At 39.6% G+C, this 19,546-nt stretch carries 12 protein-coding genes and 3 pseudogenes; 9 read left to right on the plus strand and 6 right to left on the minus strand.

Annotation, left to right across the window (positions count from 1 at the left end):
• Window positions 1-133: 133 nt before the first annotated feature.
• Window positions 134-262 (minus strand): hypothetical protein, encoded by a 129-nt coding sequence (locus tag F0342_RS25505; RefSeq protein WP_262481789.1) that lies wholly within the window; start codon window positions 260-262, stop codon window positions 134-136.
• A 352-nt stretch (window positions 263-614) separates the two neighbouring features.
• On the opposite strand from F0342_RS25505, the gene F0342_RS17685 reads away from it, so the two are divergent.
• Window positions 615-1,178, plus strand: a complete 564-nt coding sequence (locus tag F0342_RS17685) for an ATP-binding protein (RefSeq protein ID WP_149157167.1) — start codon at window positions 615-617, stop codon at window positions 1,176-1,178.
• Window positions 1,179-1,342: 164 nt separating this feature from the next.
• On the opposite strand, the gene F0342_RS17690 is transcribed toward F0342_RS17685, so the two are convergent.
• Window positions 1,343-2,578 (minus strand): IS110 family RNA-guided transposase, encoded by a 1,236-nt coding sequence (locus F0342_RS17690; protein ID WP_149157168.1) that lies wholly within the window; start codon window positions 2,576-2,578, stop codon window positions 1,343-1,345.
• A 704-nt stretch (window positions 2,579-3,282) separates the two neighbouring features.
• On the opposite strand from F0342_RS17690, the gene F0342_RS17695 reads away from it, so the two are divergent.
• Window positions 3,283-4,569 (plus strand): IS110 family RNA-guided transposase, encoded by a 1,287-nt coding sequence (locus F0342_RS17695; protein ID WP_149157169.1) that lies wholly within the window; start codon window positions 3,283-3,285, stop codon window positions 4,567-4,569.
• A gap of 640 nt (window positions 4,570-5,209) precedes the next feature.
• Window positions 5,210-5,512 (plus strand): annotated as a pseudogene (locus F0342_RS17700) (DUF6262 family protein); the annotation flags it as partial.
• A 316-nt stretch (window positions 5,513-5,828) separates the two neighbouring features.
• On the opposite strand, the gene F0342_RS17705 reads toward F0342_RS17700, so the two are convergent.
• Complete coding sequence (locus F0342_RS17705) at window positions 5,829-7,070, minus strand: helix-turn-helix domain-containing protein (protein WP_149157170.1); 1,242 nt, start codon at window positions 7,068-7,070, stop codon at window positions 5,829-5,831.
• A 225-nt stretch (window positions 7,071-7,295) separates the two neighbouring features.
• Here F0342_RS17705 and F0342_RS17710 point away from each other — a divergent pair, with 225 nt between their 5' ends.
• From F0342_RS17710 to F0342_RS17730, 5 genes are all read left to right on the plus strand, one after another.
• Window positions 7,296-8,951: an FAD-binding dehydrogenase gene (locus F0342_RS17710; protein WP_149157171.1), complete on the plus strand. Its 1,656-nt coding sequence runs from the start codon at window positions 7,296-7,298 to the stop codon at window positions 8,949-8,951.
• A gap of 103 nt (window positions 8,952-9,054) precedes the next feature.
• Complete coding sequence (locus tag F0342_RS17715) at window positions 9,055-10,401, plus strand: glycoside-pentoside-hexuronide (GPH):cation symporter (protein ID WP_149157172.1); 1,347 nt, start codon at window positions 9,055-9,057, stop codon at window positions 10,399-10,401.
• A 78-nt stretch (window positions 10,402-10,479) separates the two neighbouring features.
• Window positions 10,480-11,442, plus strand: coding sequence for a formylglycine-generating enzyme family protein (locus F0342_RS17720; RefSeq protein ID WP_149157173.1), 963 nt, complete (start codon window positions 10,480-10,482; stop codon window positions 11,440-11,442).
• A 35-nt stretch (window positions 11,443-11,477) separates the two neighbouring features.
• Window positions 11,478-13,016, plus strand: coding sequence for a sulfatase family protein (locus F0342_RS17725; RefSeq protein ID WP_149157174.1), 1,539 nt, complete (start codon window positions 11,478-11,480; stop codon window positions 13,014-13,016).
• 218 nt (window positions 13,017-13,234) lie between these two features.
• Entirely contained in the window at window positions 13,235-15,532 is a 2,298-nt protein-coding gene (locus tag F0342_RS17730; RefSeq protein WP_149157175.1) for a beta-glucosidase, read from the plus strand.
• Between the two features lie 434 nt (window positions 15,533-15,966).
• Here F0342_RS17730 and F0342_RS17735 read toward each other — a convergent pair.
• A pseudogene (locus F0342_RS17735) lies at window positions 15,967-16,559 on the minus strand (IS6 family transposase); the annotation flags it as partial.
• A 149-nt stretch (window positions 16,560-16,708) separates the two neighbouring features.
• On the opposite strand from F0342_RS17735, the pseudogene F0342_RS17740 reads away from it, so the two are divergent.
• A pseudogene (locus F0342_RS17740) lies at window positions 16,709-17,242 on the plus strand (NADPH-dependent FMN reductase).
• Window positions 17,243-17,485: 243 nt separating this feature from the next.
• On the opposite strand, the gene F0342_RS17745 reads toward F0342_RS17740, so the two are convergent.
• Together F0342_RS17745 and F0342_RS17750 are read right to left on the minus strand one after the other, a co-directional pair.
• Window positions 17,486-17,710: a hypothetical protein gene (locus tag F0342_RS17745; RefSeq protein WP_188048592.1), complete on the minus strand. Its 225-nt coding sequence runs from the start codon at window positions 17,708-17,710 to the stop codon at window positions 17,486-17,488.
• Between the two features lie 82 nt (window positions 17,711-17,792).
• A complete protein-coding gene (locus F0342_RS17750; RefSeq protein ID WP_188048593.1) occupies window positions 17,793-19,397 on the minus strand; it encodes a lamin tail domain-containing protein in 1,605 nt (534 codons plus the stop codon).
• Window positions 19,398-19,546: the final 149 nt, after the last annotated feature.

A 19,546-nucleotide genomic window follows, 5' to 3' on the forward strand; every position in this document is an offset into this window, starting at 1 on the left:
TGAAGTTTAAATGCTTACTCCACAAAAGGGCAGGATAGTGGAATAAGCTTAATGTCCTTTAATTCTTTAATTGGTGTTATCAATAAGGAGGCAGTATGAGTATAGGTAAAAAGCTACTATTAGGATTATCAATTTATGCAGTATCTGCAATAATCATAGAAGGAATATTATCGTATTTTAATCCTTCTCTAAATGAAACCCTGAGGATTGTAATTACTTCTTCTCCTATTCTTATATCTATTGTTTTAACACAACTACTCATTGATAGAATTAAAACGAAACGAGATGAATAGTTTCTGTTCCATTTTCTATCTTTTCACATTGAGGAGTCGTTTGTACAAGACATTCCTAAAAAATTTAAGACAGTTAAATGGGAGAGCTTAAGGTTGATCATAGGTGATCTTGGTAATATCCTTATTCAACTAACGATGGCGTTTGCTGAATAAGCTGCCGCCTCCCTACAATTAGGTTAGAAAGCGTTAGCACCTTCGGCTAACGGGCAGCATTAATGGAAGATTCGAAACTTATATAATTTGGTTCGTCAAATTAAGGATGAATTCAACTCAAAGTAATTTAATTTTAAAATCTCAATAGTTATGAAAATAGGAGGAATTATGAAAAGGTTAGTTATTATTACAGTAGGTAAAACCCATAGTGGAAAAACTACATTCGCAAAAGCTTTAGAAAGTGAGTTAAACAATTCATTTATAATGGACCAAGATAATAATGCTGAATTTTTAAATACATATTATAAGAATCTATTACCAAAACAAGGACCTAACATTCTAAAGCATTCTATATCAAAGGTAATTGTTGATTATGCTAAAGAACAAACAGACTTTCATATTATTGCGAGTAGTGCTAATCGTACTAGAAAAGGGAGAAAGTATTTGTTGGAAGAAATATATGGTAAGGATGCGTTTGTAAGTATCTTGGTTCATTTTGATATTTCTGATGAAGTTCTTCATGAAAGAGTAACTAAAAGTCAACGAAGTACCAATATACTAAGGGGGACTTATTCTAACTTTGAGGAAGTGCTTGTTAGTCAACAGGGTGGTTCTATGAATAAGGATGTTGTGGGCCCAGAAGAAGGGGAAGCAGATTATTTATTTGTGATAAGAGATAATAAGGAAGTTGATTCTGTAATTAAGGAAATCGTTCATATAGCTAAAAGTTAATGATTCATTTCCATCCTAATGTTAAGTTAAACCAGCTAATAGTTTGTCAACATTTTTCAATAAAAACTTAAAATAACTCATGTTATACTGAAAACACGCATGCCAAATAACCTTCCACTGACATATGTTTGGAAGGTTTTGTCTTATTTAGCTGGAAATCTTAATTAGGCTATATCTTGGAAAGTGGTTCTGTTTTTTAATATGGCATAGATCCAATGTAAGAGCTTATTTACGCAAGCAATGACGGCGACTTTATAAAGTTTGCCTTCCTCACGCTTCTTATCGTAAAACGCTCTTAATCTCTTGTTTCTAGGGATGATCTCATCTGTTGTTTTTTGTTTGCGACAGTCACGAATACCAGAGCGAACAGCCATATATAAGGCGTGCCTTAATCTGCTTGAACCACGTTTTGTAATTCGAACAAGAGTAGCCTTAAATTTACCTGATTCAAACACTTCTGGATCAACCCCAGCGAATGCTACAAGCTTTTTCGGGTGATTAAACCGGTCTATTTCTCCTATTTCAGAAATGATCGTGGCGGCGATCTTTTCTCCGATACCAGGGATAGATTGGATAATCTTATATTCTTCAACTTCTTTTGCGAGAGTGTCTATCTCTGACTCCATTCTGGATAGATGCTCTTTGTATTGAAGAAGCATATCAATATACATACTAAGACTCAGTAAATGACTCTGATAAAGCGTCTTTTTAAATGGATTCCGTGCTGCAGCTTGCTTAAGATCCCGAGCTTTTTCTTCTGCCCACCTCTTAGAGCGACTCYTACAGAAYTCCTTGATTTTATCGGCCAACACATCTTCACTCACAGCCAGAATATCTTCTGATGCGGGAAATTCCTTCAAAAGAAGCAAGGACACAACGGAATATAAATCTCCAAACACACCTCTATACTCAGGGAAGATTTGATCCAACACTGCTTGGAATTGAAGCTTGGTTTGAACGTATATCCCAGTAATATTTTCATGCTGTCTTGTGAGGTTACGCAGGTTCAAGAGCTGAATGCCGCGTTTTTCATAGGGTTCTAGATCCTCTTTGTAGTAAAGCTCACAGAGACGATAAGCATCGATGGCATCTGTTTTAACTTTCCGTAAACTAGARCTTTTAGCTCGATGAGAGATCAACGGGTTTACGATGATTAATAAATAGTTATGCTGCTCCAGAAACTGAAMCACAGGTGCGTGGTAGTGGCCAGTTGCTTCKAGTACAACCGAAGGTTGAATGCCGGTTTTATCTTTTACGCTTTCCAAAAACCCAAGTAATGAGCCTAGCCCATCAAGATCATGCTTGATGCTAAAACTTTTACCGTAAGGTTTTCCTTTATCTAAAAAGGCCTGAACCTCACTTTCTCCTTTCGAAACATCCAGACCAACGACTGGATTCATTCTCAATCTCCTCCTTATATTCAACTTGCCAGTAACCCCTAATCCTCTTAGTAGTATCATAGCTTCGCTTGTTATACGAGATCTTTGTCCCAACCAGCCTCAAACATGTTTCTACCAGTAGGGGGTGAACGGTTTAACTGACGGGATCTAAGTCCCACGGGGGCGGACGTTCTACCCTGGCTACTGTTATAATAAGACCATATAAAAAATGGTCAACCAGAAAAATCTAACATTCTGGTTAACCTAATAATACGAANTCCAGACCAACGACTGGATTCATTCTCAATCTCCTCCTTATATTCAACTTGCCAGTAACCCCTAATCCTCTTAGTAGTATCATAGCTTCGCTTGTTATACGAGATCTTTGTCCCAACCAGCCTCAAACATGTTTCTACCAGTAGGGGGTGAACGGTTTAACTGACGGGATCTAAGTCCCACGGGGGCGGACGTTCTACCCTGGCTACTGTTATAATAAGACCATATAAAAAATGGTCAACCAGAAAAATCTAACATTCTGGTTAACCTAATAATACGAACGGGGGCGTTTGCTGAACAAGCAGCCGCCATTTGTTCAAGTAAAGGGCAGCATTCCTGTTATGAAGAAAAATGGGGTTTGAACAAAAAAATAACCTCTTGGTATGATATGAGTGTCCTGAGCTGGCCAGCAAAAAGGACAAAATCATATCTACCAGGAGGCTATCAACATGAATTATAACCAAAATGAAAAGATTGCTCATATTACTTCTCAAACACTCATTATAAGAGTAGACATTGCGAAATTCAAGCATGTCGCGCGTGCTCAAGACTTCAGAGGCTTGGAGTTTGGTGCTCCTTGTCACTTTGGAAATACACATGCTCATTTCGATCTGTTTCTAAGCTGGATTAACCAGCTGATGAAGCAAAATGAGATGGACAAGGTAATTATCGGAATGGAACCGACAGGTCACTACTGGCTTAATCTCGCTCATTTCTTAAAGGAAAAAGAAATTAAGTTTGTCGTGGTGAACCCAATGCATGTCAAGAAGTCCAAGGAGTTGGATGACAACTCATCAACCAAAAACGATGTGAAGGATGCCAAAGTGATCGCCCAGTTGGTCAAAGACGGAAGATACGCTGAACCACAAATTCCGCAAGGAGTTTATGCAGAACTTCGGGTGGCCAGAAAAATACGCGACCTTTTGTCTGTTGATCTACAGATGCTTCAAGGGCAGATTCACAACTGGCTAGATCGCTATTTCCCTGAATTTCTAACCGTCTTTAAGGATTGGGAAGGGAAAGCAGCACTACAACTTTTAAAGCTGAATGTATTACCACAAGAACTGGAATATATATCGGATCAAGACATCCTGACTCACCTCAGAAAGGTAGTAAAACGTGCAGTAGGACTCCGTAAAATTCATGAGTTGAAACGGGCTGCCAAAGATTCAATTGGCATTCGTGAAGGTTCAAAGATGGCTAAATTAGAGCTTCGCACTTTACTAGAAAAGTATGAGTTGGTAGTCGAAAGGTTCGAAGAATTAGATTCTGATATAGAGGATCTTCTTGATCAGATCCCTGGTGTTCAACAGATGTTAGCGATCACGGGAATTGGCAAGGATACAGTGGCAGGGTTCTTTGCGGAAGTAGGAGACATAAGAAACTACTCCCATCCCCGCCAGATCATCAAATTGGCTGGACTTAGCCTGAAGGAGAACACCTCCGGAAAGCATAAGGGACTAACGAAAATTACGAAACGAGGAATGAAGGCACTCAGGGCTCTCCTCTTTCGAGTAGCTATGCCGTTGGTCGCCAAGAATGCCGCCTTTAAAGCTTTACATCAGTATTATACTACTCGACAGAGTAACCCATTGAAGAAGATGCAGTCCATGATTGCCATCTGTAACAAGCTTATACGTATCTTATTTGCGATTGGCACAAAGCAATGTGAGTTTAGTGAAGAAAGAATGTTGAAAGACATTCCCCATATGGCTCAATTACGGGCCGCAGTTTAAGGATCACTGGCGTTATTTAACGGTTTCTTAGAGGTTAATACCATAGATTTGAAGCACGGATTAGTCAGTAAAACCATTAACGTACGGGCATAGACCCTGTAGGGCAGCATGACTGACATCCACCTCATGGAAAGGTTGGACGAAGGAATTTTAGAGCATAGACTCTGTGAGAATTGGGAGGGTTGACCTCCATGAGAAATGTGGAGATCCACCAGTGCGACCATACTTTTACTAGTTAACCACTTTTGGGATTGAAGTGGCTGGGTAGGTTAACTTCCTTTTTCTCTTCATGCCCAGAATTACCCTCACTTTCAACACTTTTCCATACTTCAAATGTCTTAGCTATATAAATCTCATAGAAATATTGAGAATAAGTGAGAAAACAAGAGTTATCTCTTTCTTTATAGAGGGAAGAGTTATCTCTTTCTTTATAGAGGGAGAATAACGGAACAACTCACTTTAGTATGTGGAAAACCAAAGCGAGCTGAAGCTTATGATAAAATCCAATTTATCCTGATATTATCTCTGTCGTTTATTTTAAACACAAATCATTATGCTAATGCAGTAAATGAGGCTGATACTAAAATATGTACTACATTTAAATACTTACTTATATGCAGCCTAAGAAAACCAGTAGATGAAAGCTATAAAAAGGCTCGTGAGAGCCAATAAAACTATTAATTTCAATAGTGTTGCCAGTGAGGCAGGAGTAGCAAAAGCTACTTTATACAACAATGTATTACTTCGGGAAAGAATTGAAACACTTTGGTCTCAACAAATTCAAAGTCCTTCTAAGAAAAATGCTAAGCACGAAATGAATGATAATAATAAGGACGCTGTTATAGAATCTCTTAAAAGAAAAGTTAAGAGATTAGAACATGAAAACAAGGTGTTACGTGACCAATTAAAGGTAGTGTATGCTGAAGTTTACAATAAAATTTAGGGAACCCTCGGATTTTTACGAGGGTTTTCAAAGTTAATTCTTCAACAAACGTGGCAGTTTTGTTGAATAGTAGTAGTGATTAACTTGTGTTCAACAATCAGGCCATTTAATGGATTAAGGCTGATTAAGATAAAAGGCATGTTTATGGAAGAAAGAATGAATATTTTTTCATTTTTTGTGAGTCTTATAAAACGCAAAAATCACTTGGGGTTAAATTAATAGGTTTAATATGAACCTTCTAAAAGAAAACACTACATTGCTATTGAATAAATCTTTTACTCACTTGTAGGGTCTAGCGAACTAATTGCTAAACGTACTACGAAACAGTGTGCTTATTTCGAAAGTGTTTTGGAGTAACTCCTGTAAACTTTTTAAAAATCTTGGTGAAATAACTTTGGTCATTAAAATGTAGCAATGAACAGATATCAGACAAGGAATAGTTCGTTAAAGTTAATAAATTCCTTGCCTCTTCAATTTTTGCCTGTTGGATATATTCACTTAAAGAGATGCCAACTTCTTTTTTAAATAATACAGACAAATAACTTGGGTTCATATCTACAAGGTTAGAGAGTAGCGATAGAGTAATTTTTTCGTAAAGATGATTAAAAATATAGTGTTGACAGAACGTGATAGACTTTGAGTATTTTTGATCCTTGACTTTGTACACCCGTTCTACAAAAGAACAAAAAGCCTCGTCTCTTAATCGTTCAATTGCTTTTATGTTATTCAAAGTTTCAAGTTTTTGAATGTATAAATCACTTAGGGTATAAGCAACTTCTGGATGAAGGCCTCCTTCAACAGCAGCTCTGGTAGCAAGGGTAATACCAGCAATTAATAAATTTTTTTGGCTTCTTATATGACTGGTTTTTGATAAAACGCCAAACTTTTCTGGGGGGAGTGACTCCAAATACTTGATTACTTCCTCTTTGCGGCCTTCTTTTACATTTTGAAGTAACTTATTAACCATTTTAGGATCCTGACGAGATGTGATATTTTGGAGTCGCTTTGAAATAATTAAATCGATATTCTTAACTTGGGTAGAAGTATTTTCTAACTGGCTGTTTTTTTTACGTATATGATTAATGTCTAATTTCTTATTATAGAGTGTATAGTAAATCAGTATACCAATATTCATTAACTTTTCTTTATTAATGATTGGTAATGATTGGTAATAGTGAGTGATCTCCTCTTTCTTATTTCTGAACAAATCAAAATCGTTCATAACCCCATCGATTCTTTCCTCCGATAGTTCTGAGTAAATAGATGGCCCAATGATAATTGTTCCCTGAGGGTTATCTTCTTCTTTAACACAAATAGAAATAAAATTTTCCTGATAGTTAGATGATCTGAAAATTGGAAAATCATGAGGGTCATCCTTTTGATATAGCTCACTTAATTGTTCCTTTCGAGAAGAATAAAAAGGATTAGTAACATAGCCTGATGTAAATTTATGCACGACATCTCCGTTTGTGTCTAAGTAAAATACACACATGCTGGAAACCTGGAATATCAGATTACTGATGTATTCAATATCAACAAATTTGGAAGAAATATTCATATTATTGACCTCTCAACGTTGAAATAGATTTTGTCGTCCGATATAGGTCGACTTCTTTAATAGATTTAATAATGTTTTTCATCAACCCGACATCAGGAAAATGAATACGAATACATTTTTTTTGCAAATCAATAAATAACACTAAACTTCTATAAATTATACCATAATTATAATTTGAAAATAAATACTATTTAGATAACGAAAGGACAGAGTGGGGGACGTATTATGGATTATGATGTGATCGTAGTTGGGGCGGGGCTTGCTGGTCTAGTAGCAACAGCTGAAATTGCAGATGCTGGTAAAAAGGTATTGCTATTAGATCAAGAACCTGAAACCTCATTGGGAGGACAAGCATGGTGGTCTTTTGGTGGATTGTTTTTAGTTGATTCGCCAGAGCAGCGTAGAATGGGAATTAAAGACTCTAAAGAATTGGCTTGGCAAGATTGGCTGGGAGCAGCTGGTTTTGACAGGGACGAAGATGAAGATTATTGGGGGCAAAAATGGGCGGAGGCATATGTAGACTTTGCTGCTGGTGAGAAACGAGAGTGGTTATACAACTTGGGGGTTCGCTTTTTTCCTGTAGTAGGATGGGCAGAAAGAGGCGGGTATCTGGCTGAAGGACATGGCAACTCCGTTCCTCGATTCCATATTGTTTGGGGGACAGGTCCCGGCATTGTCGCTCCATTCGATCGGAGAGTCCGGGAGCACATAAGAAATGGATTGGTCGAATACCGTCCCCGTCATCGTGTAGACAATCTTATCAATAGTAATGGTGCAATTGTTGGTGTAAGAGGCTCTGTTCTTGCGCCAAGTTCTGCTCTACGTGGGGAAGATAGCAATAGAGAAGTGATAGGAGACTTCGAATTTCGGGGGCAAGCTGTACTGGTATCCAGCGGTGGTATAGGGGCAAACCATGATATGATCCGCAGAAATTGGCCTAGCAGGCTTGGGCAGCCTCCGAAACGAATGATTTCAGGCGTACCCGCACATGTGGATGGACGGATGCTCGCCATTACTGAAGAAGCAGGGGGGCGAATTGTGAATCGGGATCGGATGTGGCACTACACCGAAGGAATAAAAAATTGGAACCCTGTATGGGGAAATCATGGGATTAGGATATTGCCAGGACCTTCATCAATTTGGCTGGATGCAAAAGGGAAGCGGTTACCTATCCCTAATTTCCCAGGGTTTGACACATTAGGTACATTAGAGGCAATCCAAAAGTCAGGATACGATTATTCTTGGTTTATCTTAACTCAAAAAATCATTGAAAAAGAATTCGCATTGTCTGGATCGGAACAAAATCCTGATCTAACGGGTAAAAGCATTCGGAAAGTTTTGGGTAGAGCATTACCAGGGGCCCCGAGTCCTGTACGGGCATTTATGGACAAAGGGGAAGACTTTATCATTGCGGATAATTTGCCTGATCTTGTAGCGGGTATGAACAAATTGACAGGTGAAAACTTATTGAACCTGGCAGATATAGAACGTCTAATACAAGCACGGGATCGTGAAATAAATAATAAATTCACGAAGGACCTTCAAATAACTGCGATCCGCGGAGCACGTAACTACATTGGCGATAAATTAATCAGAGTTACCCCTCCTCATAAAATGCTTGATCCCCAAAATGGCCCACTTATTGCGGTTCGACTAAATATTGTCAGCCGGAAAACCTTGGGCGGATTGCAAACCGATATGTCTGGACGAGTGCTTAATTCGGCAGGGGAAGTGGTTCCTGGTCTTTATTCAGCTGGAGAAGCCTCTGGTTTTGGCGGAGGCGGTATACATGGATATCGAGCGCTTGAAGGTACATTTGTTGGCGGATGTCTTTTTACAGGACGTGTAGCAGGTCGCTCTATAGCTTTAGATTTAAGATAAGCGTTTATTTATTTTAAACAATGGCAGAAAAATGTAAAGGGTTTCAAGGTGGATTTAATAGGAATGTAATTGGGATGCATGATGAACGAGGGGGGATTAAATTATGAATGATAAGCAAGTTTCATTGAAAGAAAGAATTAGCTATGGTTTAGGTGATACGGCTTCCAACCTTGTTTTTACAATGATAACAACATATCTCATGTTCTTCTATACAGATGTATCAGGTATAAGCGCGGCAGCGGTCGGAACTTTATTTCTAGTCGCAAGAGTAATCGATGCTTTCGACGCACCCATTATCGGTGTGTTAATTGATCGAACAAGTACAAAATGGGGGAAGTCAAGACCTTATTTCCTTTGGCTAGCCATACCGTTTGGGGTTGTGGCAGTGTTAACATTTACAATACCAGATTTAAGTGAGTCAGGTAAGCTTATCTATGCCTATCTAACGTATATCATATTGGGGATAATGTATTCAGCTATTAATATACCTTTATCGTCATTATTGCCAAGTATAACAAGCAGTTCACAAGAAAGAACCGTTGTGAATGCGTTCAGAGGGATTGGGGGAAAAGTTGGCACATTTATCGTAAATGTAGCTGTATTACCACTAGTCGCGTTTTTTGGACAAGGGAACCCGCAAGATGGCTTCCTCTATACGATGATTTTGTTTGCTTTTGTTAGCGTTGTTTTATTTTTTATTACGTTTGCGAATACAAGAGAACGTGTCCAAGCAAATGGAAATAAGCCCATTCCTTTTAAAGAAGGAGTCAAGGCATTAAAAGGAAATCTTCCTTGGTGGCTCTTGTTGGTTTCAAACGTGCTTCTTTTTATTGCTATCATCTCGTCTCTCCAATCGACCATCTATTTTTTTACTTACAATCTTAACCGAGAAGATTTGATTCCTCTTATAAATGGATTAACTATTTTGATGGTTGTTGGGACTATCGCAGCCCCAATTCTTGCAAAAAAAATAGGGAAGCGAAATTCGATGATTTTAGGATTTATTATTACCAGCATCGGCCAGGTTGTGATGTATATCGGAGCAGAAGCAGCTTCAATCCCTTTTCTTATTTTAGGAAGAGTGGTAAGTATTTCAGGATTAGGATTAGCCGTTGGATTGAAATTTGCCATGATTGCCGACACGGTAGATTATGGGGAGTGGAAATCTGGTGTGAGAGCGCCAGGATTATTAATGGCTTCTTCCACCTTTGGGGTTAAACTTGGAATGGGGCTTGGGGGAGCGATTGCAGCATGGATCATGTCAGGAGGAGGCTATGTAGCAAACCAACAGCAAAGCTTCTCAGCATTATTAGCCATTGAATTCAATTTTATTTGGCTTCCATTTATTAGTTGTATTCTTAGCATCATTCTATTCCTGTTCTATCGATTAGAGAAGGAAGAAGCAAAAATAATGGAAGTCCTAAAAGAGAAACATAATGCTGTTATTTAATTATATAAAATCGAGATAAATCATAGCAGGCAAATTTGGGTATATTTTGCCGCCAACCGTAAAAGGAAGGTGAAATGAATGTCTCATGAAAAAAAAACTCCGTGTTGTTGTGCAAGCAGACCACAGTCACTCGGGACCACACTTACACAACAACAGGATGGAATGGCAATGCGTGACAAATCTGTGACGAAAGGGATGATTTACCTTTCCGGCGGGGAATTTTTGATGGGGACTAATAGTAATGAAGGATTTCCTACAGACGGTGAGGGGCCTGTTCGAAAAGTGAAGGTGAATCCGTTTTATATTGATTCGTGTACTGTAACCAATTCTGAGTTCTTGGAATTTGTTACAGATACAGGATACAAGACAGAGGCTGAAGTATACGGGTGGTCGTTTGTATTTTCCAGTTTTGTTTCAGAAGAAGTTGCGAAAACCGTGACGGAAGTTGTGCATAACGCCCAATGGTGGTGGGTTGTTAAAGGAGCTTATTGGAAGGAACCGGAAGGACCCAGTTCCAGCATTGCAGATCGAATGGATCACCCGGTTGTTCATGTGTCCTGGAATGACGCGCTTGTCTACTGTCAGTGGGCAGGTAAACGCTTGCCGACTGAGGCGGAATGGGAATATGCTGCCCGCGGGGGACTCGTTCAAAAGAGATATCCTTGGGGAGATCGGCTCCAGCCAGGAGGTAAACATATGTGTAATATCTGGCAGGGTACGTTTCCTGAAAAAAACAAAGGAGCAGACGGATACCTGGGTACGGCTCCAGCCAAGTCTTTTCCTCCTAATGGATATGGATTATACAATGTGTCGGGGAATGTATGGGAGTGGTGCTCGGATTGGTTCAGCCCAACTTTCTATCAGGATACTTCATGTGACAATCCAAAGGGGCCATCCAGTGGTAAAGCAAAAGTTACACGCGGCGGCTCTTATCTTTGCCACAAATCGTATTGTAATCGTTATCGAGTTACTGCCCACAGTTCCAATACTCCAGATAGTTCAACAGGAAATATTGGCTTTCGATGTGCAGCTGACGCATAATACAACGAAAGTTTATGAAGAGAGGATGTTTAAGTATGAGAATGCTTATTTTAGATTTAGATTCATTACGACCAGACCATTTGGGATGTTACGGGTATAACCGGAATACCTCTCCTAATATTGACAAAATTGCGGATGAAGGAGTTTTATTTACGAATTACTATACTTCAGATGCTCCTTGTTTCCCATCCCGGACGGCGTTGATGACCGGACGTTTCGGAATACATACAGGGGCAGTGGGTCATGGGGGAACAGCTGCAGATGTACGTATCGAAGGACCTAGCCGTTTGTTCCGAGACACTTTAACATATGAAAGCCTTCCGGCTTTCTTGCGTTCAGTTGGATTAAAAACAACACTTGTAAGTCCTTTCCCAGAAAGGCACTCCGCTTGGACTTTTTATGCGGGATTCAATGAAGTGCATAACACAGGAAAAGTCGGTTTTGAATCAGCGGATGAAGTGACACCGACTATTTTAAAGTGGGTAGAGGATAACGCCAAAGAGGATAACTGGATGTTATATGTGAATTATTGGGATCCACATACACCTTACCGAACGCCAGAGAGTTTCGAGAACCCATTTGAAAACGAACCTCTGCCAGAGTGGATTACGGAGGAAGTCCTTATGCAGCACAGGCAAAAGGTCGGTCCTCATAGTGCTCAAGATTTGAATATGTATGATAATTCAACAAATCCTCAGTTCCCTCGTTATCCAGGAGAGATTTCGGATTTGGACGATTTACGTCAAGTGATTGATGGATATGATTGCGGTGTTCGACATATGGATGAAAACATAGGACATATTTTCAAAGCTCTTGAAGCACAAGGCGTTATGGATGACCTTGTCGTTATTATTTCAGCAGACCATGGAGAAAACTTAGGAGAGCTAGGAATATATGCTGAACATGGAACCGCAGACAATGCAACATGCCGAATTCCGATGATTATCCGTTGGCCAGGTATGAAACAGGGACATGTCGATCACGGATTACACTATCATCTTGATCTTTTGCCAACTCTGGCTGAACTACTTGGAAAAGATCCGAAACAAAGCTGGGATGGTACAAGCTATGCCTCAGTGTTAACAAGCGGGCAAGAGAACGGAAGAGAATTTTTAGTTATTTCCCAATGTGCTCATGTGTGTCAACGGAGTGTTCGTTTTGAAAACTGGCTATACATTCGGACGTATCATGACGGATTCCATTTATTTGATGAGGAAATGTTATTTAATCTTCAGAACGATCCGTATGAACAACATAACTTAGCAATGGAAAAACCAAGTGTTTGTAAGGAGGCAGTCTATTATCTCAATCAATGGCATGATGAGATGATGAAAACGATGCCGTTTGATGTAGATCCGCTGTGGACTGTCATCAAGGAGGGAGGACCATATCATGCTCAATCAGAGCACTTAAAGAGATATATAAAACGATTAGAGGTAACAGGGCGCGGCTGGGCAATTTCAGAGTTGATGAAAAGGCATCCGCTAGCATTTGAAGAATCAAAACCAGAAAATTTTGCCCAAAAATCGTTTGAGCATTTTAGACCAAGCTACCGGATATTAAATAGGACATGAAAAGATAAGATTGAATATGGAGAATGAAAATCTGGTGTAAGAACAGAGGACTAGTGGAGCGGAAGCGGTGCAAACTGACTCCGCCTTATTTTGTATTTATGCGTGATTTATCTTCCAATCCAAATTATATTGCTAGGTTTGTATAAACTTGATAAACAATATCCACAAATCGTGATAAAACTATCACTTTTTAATTCTATGATACAGGAGTACTAGATATGAACAGAGATATTAAATCAATGATTTCCCAGATGACTTTAGAAGAAAAAGCAGGAATGTGTTCAGGATTTGACTATTGGCATACAAAAGCTGTCGAGAGACTGGGAATACCGTCTATTACGTTGTCGGACGGACCGCATGGACTAAGGAAACAGGAAGGCACTGCAGACCATTTGGGATTGAACAGCAGTAAGCCGGCCACATGTTTCCCTCCAGCTGTCAATACGGCATCTTCTTGGGATCGTCAATTGATTAAGAAAATGGGAAATGCATTAGGTGTAGAGTGTCAGGCAGAGGATATCGCAATACTTCTTGGTACAGGAACCAACTTGAAACGTTCGCCATTATGCGGACGGAACTTTGAGTACTTTTCTGAGGATCCATATTTGTCTGCCAATATGGCAGCAAATTATATTAATGGATTACAAAGCCAAGGAGTAGGAGCATCCCTGAAGCATTTTGCGGCAAATAACCAGGAATATAATCGCTTTCTTACTAATGTTGAAGTGGATGAAAGGACACTTAGGGAAATATATCTGGCAAGTTTTGAAGGAGCGGTAAAGGAGGCACAACCATGGACCGTAATGTGTGCATATAACCAGCTAAATGGTTACTATTGTTCGGAAAATAAATACCTTTTGACTGATATTTTAAAAGAGGAATGGGGTCATGAAGGTATTGTGGTTTCAGATTGGGGGGCTGTAAATGAAAGGGTCGAAGGGCTGGCTGCAGGGCTGGACCTGGAAATGCCTCCCGGTATCTTCGAAGGGGACAAAAAGATTATCGCTGCTGTAAAAAATGGAACACTCTCAGAAGATGTCCTTAATAAAGCAGTAGAAAGACTGCTGAATGTTATATTTAAGTCAGTGGACAGTAAGAAGGAAAAGGTCGTCTGTGACATGGAGGAACATCATAAGCTGGCAAGGGAAATTGCGAGTGAAAGTATGGTCCTGCTGAAAAATGAAGACAACTTACTGCCATTAAAAAAGGAAGGAACACTTGCAGTAATAGGTGCATTTGCAGAAGAACCCAGGTTTCAAGGGGGAGGAAGCTCATATATTATTCCAACAAAAATAGACATTCCATTAAGAGAGATTGAAAAGCTTGCGGGTCAGGAAATGAAGGTTGTCTATGCAGAAGGTTACAGGAAAGACGGATCGACGGGCAGGTACTCCAAGCATGCGTTAAAGTCGTCCAGCGACCAACCGGATATGAAACTGATAGAAGAAGCAAAAGTAACTGCTAAGAAGGCGGATGTAGCCATTGTATTTGCAGGACTGCCTGAAGCTTATGAGTCAGAAGGATCTGACAGGAAACATATCAGAATTCCCGAAGGGCAGAGAAAACTGATCGAAGCGGTGGCAGAAGTGCAGAAAAATACTGTAGTAGTGCTTAGTAATGGCTCACCAATTGAGATGCCGTGGCTAGACGATGTGAAAGGTGTCCTTGAGGCTTATTTAGGAGGGCAAGCTGCCGGCGGTGCTATTGCAGACCTTCTATTTGGTATAGCTAACCCATGTGGAAAGACTGCAGAAACTTTCCCTAAGAAAATCAGTGACAATCCGTCTTATTTGAACTTTCCTGGAAATGAGAAAAGGGTGGAGTACAGAGAAGGATTATTCATCGGTTACAGATATTATGATGCCATGGAAATTGAACCATTGTTCCCGTTTGGTTTTGGATTGAGCTATACAAGTTTTGATTATACCGGAATTTCAATTGATAAGAAGGAAATGTACGATAATGATTCAGTAACTGTAAAGGTTAAAGTAAAGAATACGGGTACGGTAACAGGAAAAGAAATTGTTCAGTTATATGTAAGAGATGTTGAAAGTAGTGTGATTAGGCCATATAAAGAGCTAAAGGGTTTTGATAAGGTAGAGCTTGATCCGGGAGAAGAAAAAACTGTAGAGTTCGTACTGAATAAAAGAGCTTTTGCCTATTACAATTCCGATATTAAGGACTGGTATGTGAAAAGTGGAGAATTTGAAATTCTAGTTGGAAAATCTTCAAAAGAAATTGTTCTAAATGAAATTATTTATGTCAAATCAACTACAGTGATTAAAAAGAGATTTACCAGAAATTCTACCCTTTTTGATTGTATGTCAGACCCGGTACGTACTGAAAACATAAAACCATTGATAGAGAGTATTGCAGAAAAATTCAGTTTTCAGGGGGAGTCTAAAAGCCAGACACAATTTTTAAATGATATGCCGCTAAGGTTGCTTATTTCATTTCAGCCTATTCCATTTACAGAAGCAGATCTGGACAACTTGTTGCACAAATTGAATGAGTAATTGTATTAAGGATGAATTATTAAATTTTTTCTATGTTTGGTTTGCAATAAAGGCATGTTTTATCTTTGGATTATCCTGTATGTTTAGTAGTTAACTTATCAGTACTCTAACTTCAGATGGGAGTTTCAAAGTTCTTGGAAAAACCATTTATTGAACAATAAGCTTTGCTTTTTTGAGAGAATGTCAATCAGTCGATGAGCTCTTCTTAGATGAAGCTGAGGTAAATAATAAAAATAACGCGAAATGTTCGAGCTCTTGTTCTGCAGATAGAATATATTAGATAGAAAGCTTAAGAGAAGAAGTCGAAAAATATGAAAGAATGAAGGAAAACAAGTAATGTAGCCCTTCTGTTCAGACGGTTAATCGTCGTGGAGGTTCTGGTGCAATATGATTTGATAGGAACATAGGGCCTAAATATCCTTTTCATCTGTGAATTATGATACTACCCCTAATAATTTATTTATGAATTCAATCTCGCTTTGGACAGTCTTCACCCCTTGTTGAAGCTGTCCTTTTTTCAGCATATGCATCACTTCCACTCCACAGATGATCTGTTTGGCTGTTCGAAACGTTTTTAATCCTAGCATAGAACGGACTCGCTTCTTAATAAAGCGATGATCTTGCTCCACTATATTATTCAAGTACTTCTGTTGTCTAAGTTGCATACTGTCTGGTATACTTTTCTCCTTTTTAATTGTTCAATTGCTATAGGATAAGCCGGATTTTTATCGACTGTCATGACACGAGGCTTAGAAACATGAATAGAACTCAAAGCTTTCTTGAAGAAGCGCTTTGCAGCCTCTTTATCTCTTGTTTTACTGAGATGAAAATCAATCGTGTTTCCTTTGGAATCCACTGCACGATACAGATACATCCATTGACCTTTTACTTTGATATACGTTTCATCGACTCTCCAGGAATCATTCGTTTGCTTAAGATGATGCCGTACTCTTTGGTCTAATTCAGATCCATATTGATGAACCCAACGCATAATCGTTGTGTGAGCCATCGACAAGCCACGTTCTTCACGGAACACCTAAACAAGATAAAGCATTTAATTGAAGAAGCAGAAGGTGGATACTACAGATTGGTGGAATCTGTTAATAATTCTAAATTCTAATTTAAGAAATAAATTATTTACGATCAAAGAATGAGGAGGGAAAAACAATAAATAAAATGAAAATCGGAAGTATCTTAGGAAGCACGCGTCAAGGGCGTTTAAGCCCGCAAGTTGGTGATTGGGTCAAGGAGATTGCTGACAACCGGAGAGATGCAAATTATGAAATTGTAGATATTGCAGATTTTAAACTACCATTTTTAGGAGAAGGAACTGGTCATGAACCAGGATTAAAAGCTTGGTCAGAAAAAATTTCAAGCTTAGATGGATTTGTCTTTATAGTTCAGGAATACAATCACAGTATCACAGGAGCATTAAAGAATGCACTTGATTCAGCACGCAATGAATGGAACAACAAGGCAGCATGTATCGTAAGCTATGGTTAAACAGGTGGAGCTCGTGCAGCTGAACATTTGCGTGGAATCTTAGGAGAATTATTAGTAGCGGACGTTCGTGTACACCCAACATTATCATTATTTACAGACTTTGGAAATTTTCGCACCTTTAAACCAGCTGAATTACACCTTGATAATGTAAATGCAATGTTAGAGCAAACTATCGTATGGAGCAGTGCATTAAAAACTTTACGGTAAACACCACTACAAATATAGGTAAATAGAAAATTAAGTTATATCCGTTAAATCCCACAATAATAATTATTAGGCTTTGATAATCGTTAGTGATCTTCAACAATCGGGCGCTTTTCTTTAATAAGAAGGCGTCTTTTTGTAATGATTATGTTTAAGTGTTAAAGAGATTGTGAAGGTTTCTACTTAAACTATAGGGTGTGTTTGTTAAAGAATAAAGAGAAAAGCCATTTAACATTTTAGATATGTCTAATATGTTAAATGACTTATTATTATTGTTTTTTTTATTTTAAGTATTGATAACTTGAGCTCTGTTTGGGATGGATCTACGGAGTATTCAAGTTCGCCATCTTTGTAAATGTGATAACTGTATAGATCGGATTCAGTTGAAGCGTCCCAGGTTAAAACAGCTTCCCCGTTGCCCGCAGTTGCCTCAAGGTTGGTCGGTGATATCGGTGTTTCTTCATCTGACACGGGACGATCAGGTGCTTGATCTTCAACAACCCATCCCGGAGTCGGATATTGGCCAGCTGCCAATTTTTCCATTGTCCGGGTATTATTTTTTTGGATAGGTATAAGTGACGGTTTGTTTTAGAGATACATCTTCTGCTGAGTATTCTGCTCTGACGACTTCGAGTCCATCAGGGTCATAAACGGTCAGTGTATTGCCGCCGTTGACCAGGCCGGCGATATCCCCGAGGACGATCGTATACTCTTCTTGAAAATACTTGCTTTTGTACGAATAGAAATAGTTATAATTAAATGCTTCGAGGGAAATAGGGCTGATGGATGCATTTCTAGTCCAGACCACCACAGTATCCCAAGGCTTCAAAATGTGAGTGTCCCCGATTTCTTCATCCCAGTTATAGGAGGCAAATCGATACCCTTTCAGATCGATCGGGTCGGGGCTATTGTTATAAAGCTCAAAGTATTCGAATGCATCGTAGCCTGCATAGTTATCTGTGTTCGGAATCAATTCGGTGATCAGCAGGTTTGGTGTCGGTACGTTTTCTGTCGGTCCTGTGACGAGTGGTGCAGAAGCTTCCGATTCATTTCCGACTTGATCGAGTGCAGTTACTTCTAAAGTGTACTCCCTGTTCAATTCCAGAGGGGATACGATCAAACTCGTTTTGTCAGCAGCGACGGTACCGTAAAGTGTTCCGTTGATGTAGACGCGGTATCCAGCAAGATCGCTTTCTGTATTGGCAGTCCAAAGCAACTTTACATGATCGTTCGCTGGATTTGCTTTCAGTCCGGAAGGCGTGGCTGGGGCTTCACTGTCCACGACCTCCTGTGGGACAACCTGGACTTCTTTTGTTGCAGGGGATTCGTTTCCTTCCGAGTCCACAGCTGTCACCCGGAATGTATATGCCTGCCCATTTTCCAATCCATCAATGATTGAAATGGTCGCATCTGTAGAGGTGGTCGTTCCATCAGAGTGGTAGATCGTATAGGAGACTGCACCTTCTGAAGCTTCCCACTCAAGGGTAACCGATTGGTTGGCGGGAGTTGCAGTCAGGTTAGATGGTGTAGTAGGACCTGACACTTGTTCAGGCAGTAAAACGGCAGGAGTTGGTGGTTCATCGTTGCCTAACTTCATCATTTCAGCTGAGCTGGTTGCCTGGTAAATGATACTGCGGTTTGTGATGCCATCGACTTCCCCATCATTGATTAACGCGGTACTAAGGATATTGTCATCAGCATCAGCAATTCCTACTTGGCGAAGGCTGCTGTCATGCAATCCTTGACCTGATGTCGTCAGCTTGATTTCGTATACTTCATCGGCAGTGAGATACATGTCATAGTTAGAGTTGAAGTCCCATAGCGGTATATCAGGATAAGCGAATTTCTTTAACCAGAGGACCAGGGACTCTTTCGGCTGGATGGTCTTGTCTTCGATGGGCCATCGGTTGGCCGGGCTTGAGAAGTTACTCGTGAAGTATTGGAGTTGATAATCTTGTAGATTGATTGCTTCTGAGGTCGTATTATAGATTTCGACGTACTCATAGGGCTGTCCGGAACCGTCGGATTTGGTGACGATTTCCGTGATGACAAGAGGCGGGGTGGAATCCTTCGCGCTTGCAATGTGAGCATGAAGCAATAATAGTCCTACGAATCCTAAAGCAAGAAGGGCTAACCTGCTAATTGATCTGTTTTTCAACTTCATTTCCTCCTTTTAAAATGTTATTTATGTATAAATGAAAAGAACCCCATGGCAATGGAGTGCACGATAAACGTACACGCGATTGACACAGGGTTCTCCTCATCTCTACCCGCTATATAATCTTACTAACTCCATCATACAATGAG

Origin of the sequence: Bacillus sp. CH30_1T (assembly GCF_008364765.1) — a bacterium.
Taxonomy (GTDB): Bacteria; Bacillota; Bacilli; order Bacillales; family Bacillaceae_B; genus Rossellomorea.

Bases quoted from the DNA above. Each gene is read 5' to 3' on its own strand.
- F0342_RS25505 (WP_262481789.1), bottom strand. From the start codon at position 262: ATGAGTAGTTGTGTTAAAACAATAGATATAAGAATAGGAGAAGAAGTA.
- F0342_RS17685 (WP_149157167.1), top strand. From the start codon at position 615: ATGAAAAGGTTAGTTATTATTACAGTAGGTAAAACCCATAGTGGAAAA.
- F0342_RS17695 (WP_149157169.1), top strand. From the start codon at position 3,283: ATGAATTATAACCAAAATGAAAAGATTGCTCATATTACTTCTCAAACA.
- F0342_RS17705 (WP_149157170.1), bottom strand. From the start codon at position 7,070: ATGAATATTTCTTCCAAATTTGTTGATATTGAATACATCAGTAATCTG.
- F0342_RS17710 (WP_149157171.1), top strand. From the start codon at position 7,296: ATGGATTATGATGTGATCGTAGTTGGGGCGGGGCTTGCTGGTCTAGTA.
- F0342_RS17715 (WP_149157172.1), top strand. From the start codon at position 9,055: ATGAATGATAAGCAAGTTTCATTGAAAGAAAGAATTAGCTATGGTTTA.
- F0342_RS17720 (WP_149157173.1), top strand. From the start codon at position 10,480: ATGTCTCATGAAAAAAAAACTCCGTGTTGTTGTGCAAGCAGACCACAG.
- F0342_RS17725 (WP_149157174.1), top strand. From the start codon at position 11,478: ATGAGAATGCTTATTTTAGATTTAGATTCATTACGACCAGACCATTTG.
- F0342_RS17730 (WP_149157175.1), top strand. From the start codon at position 13,235: ATGAACAGAGATATTAAATCAATGATTTCCCAGATGACTTTAGAAGAA.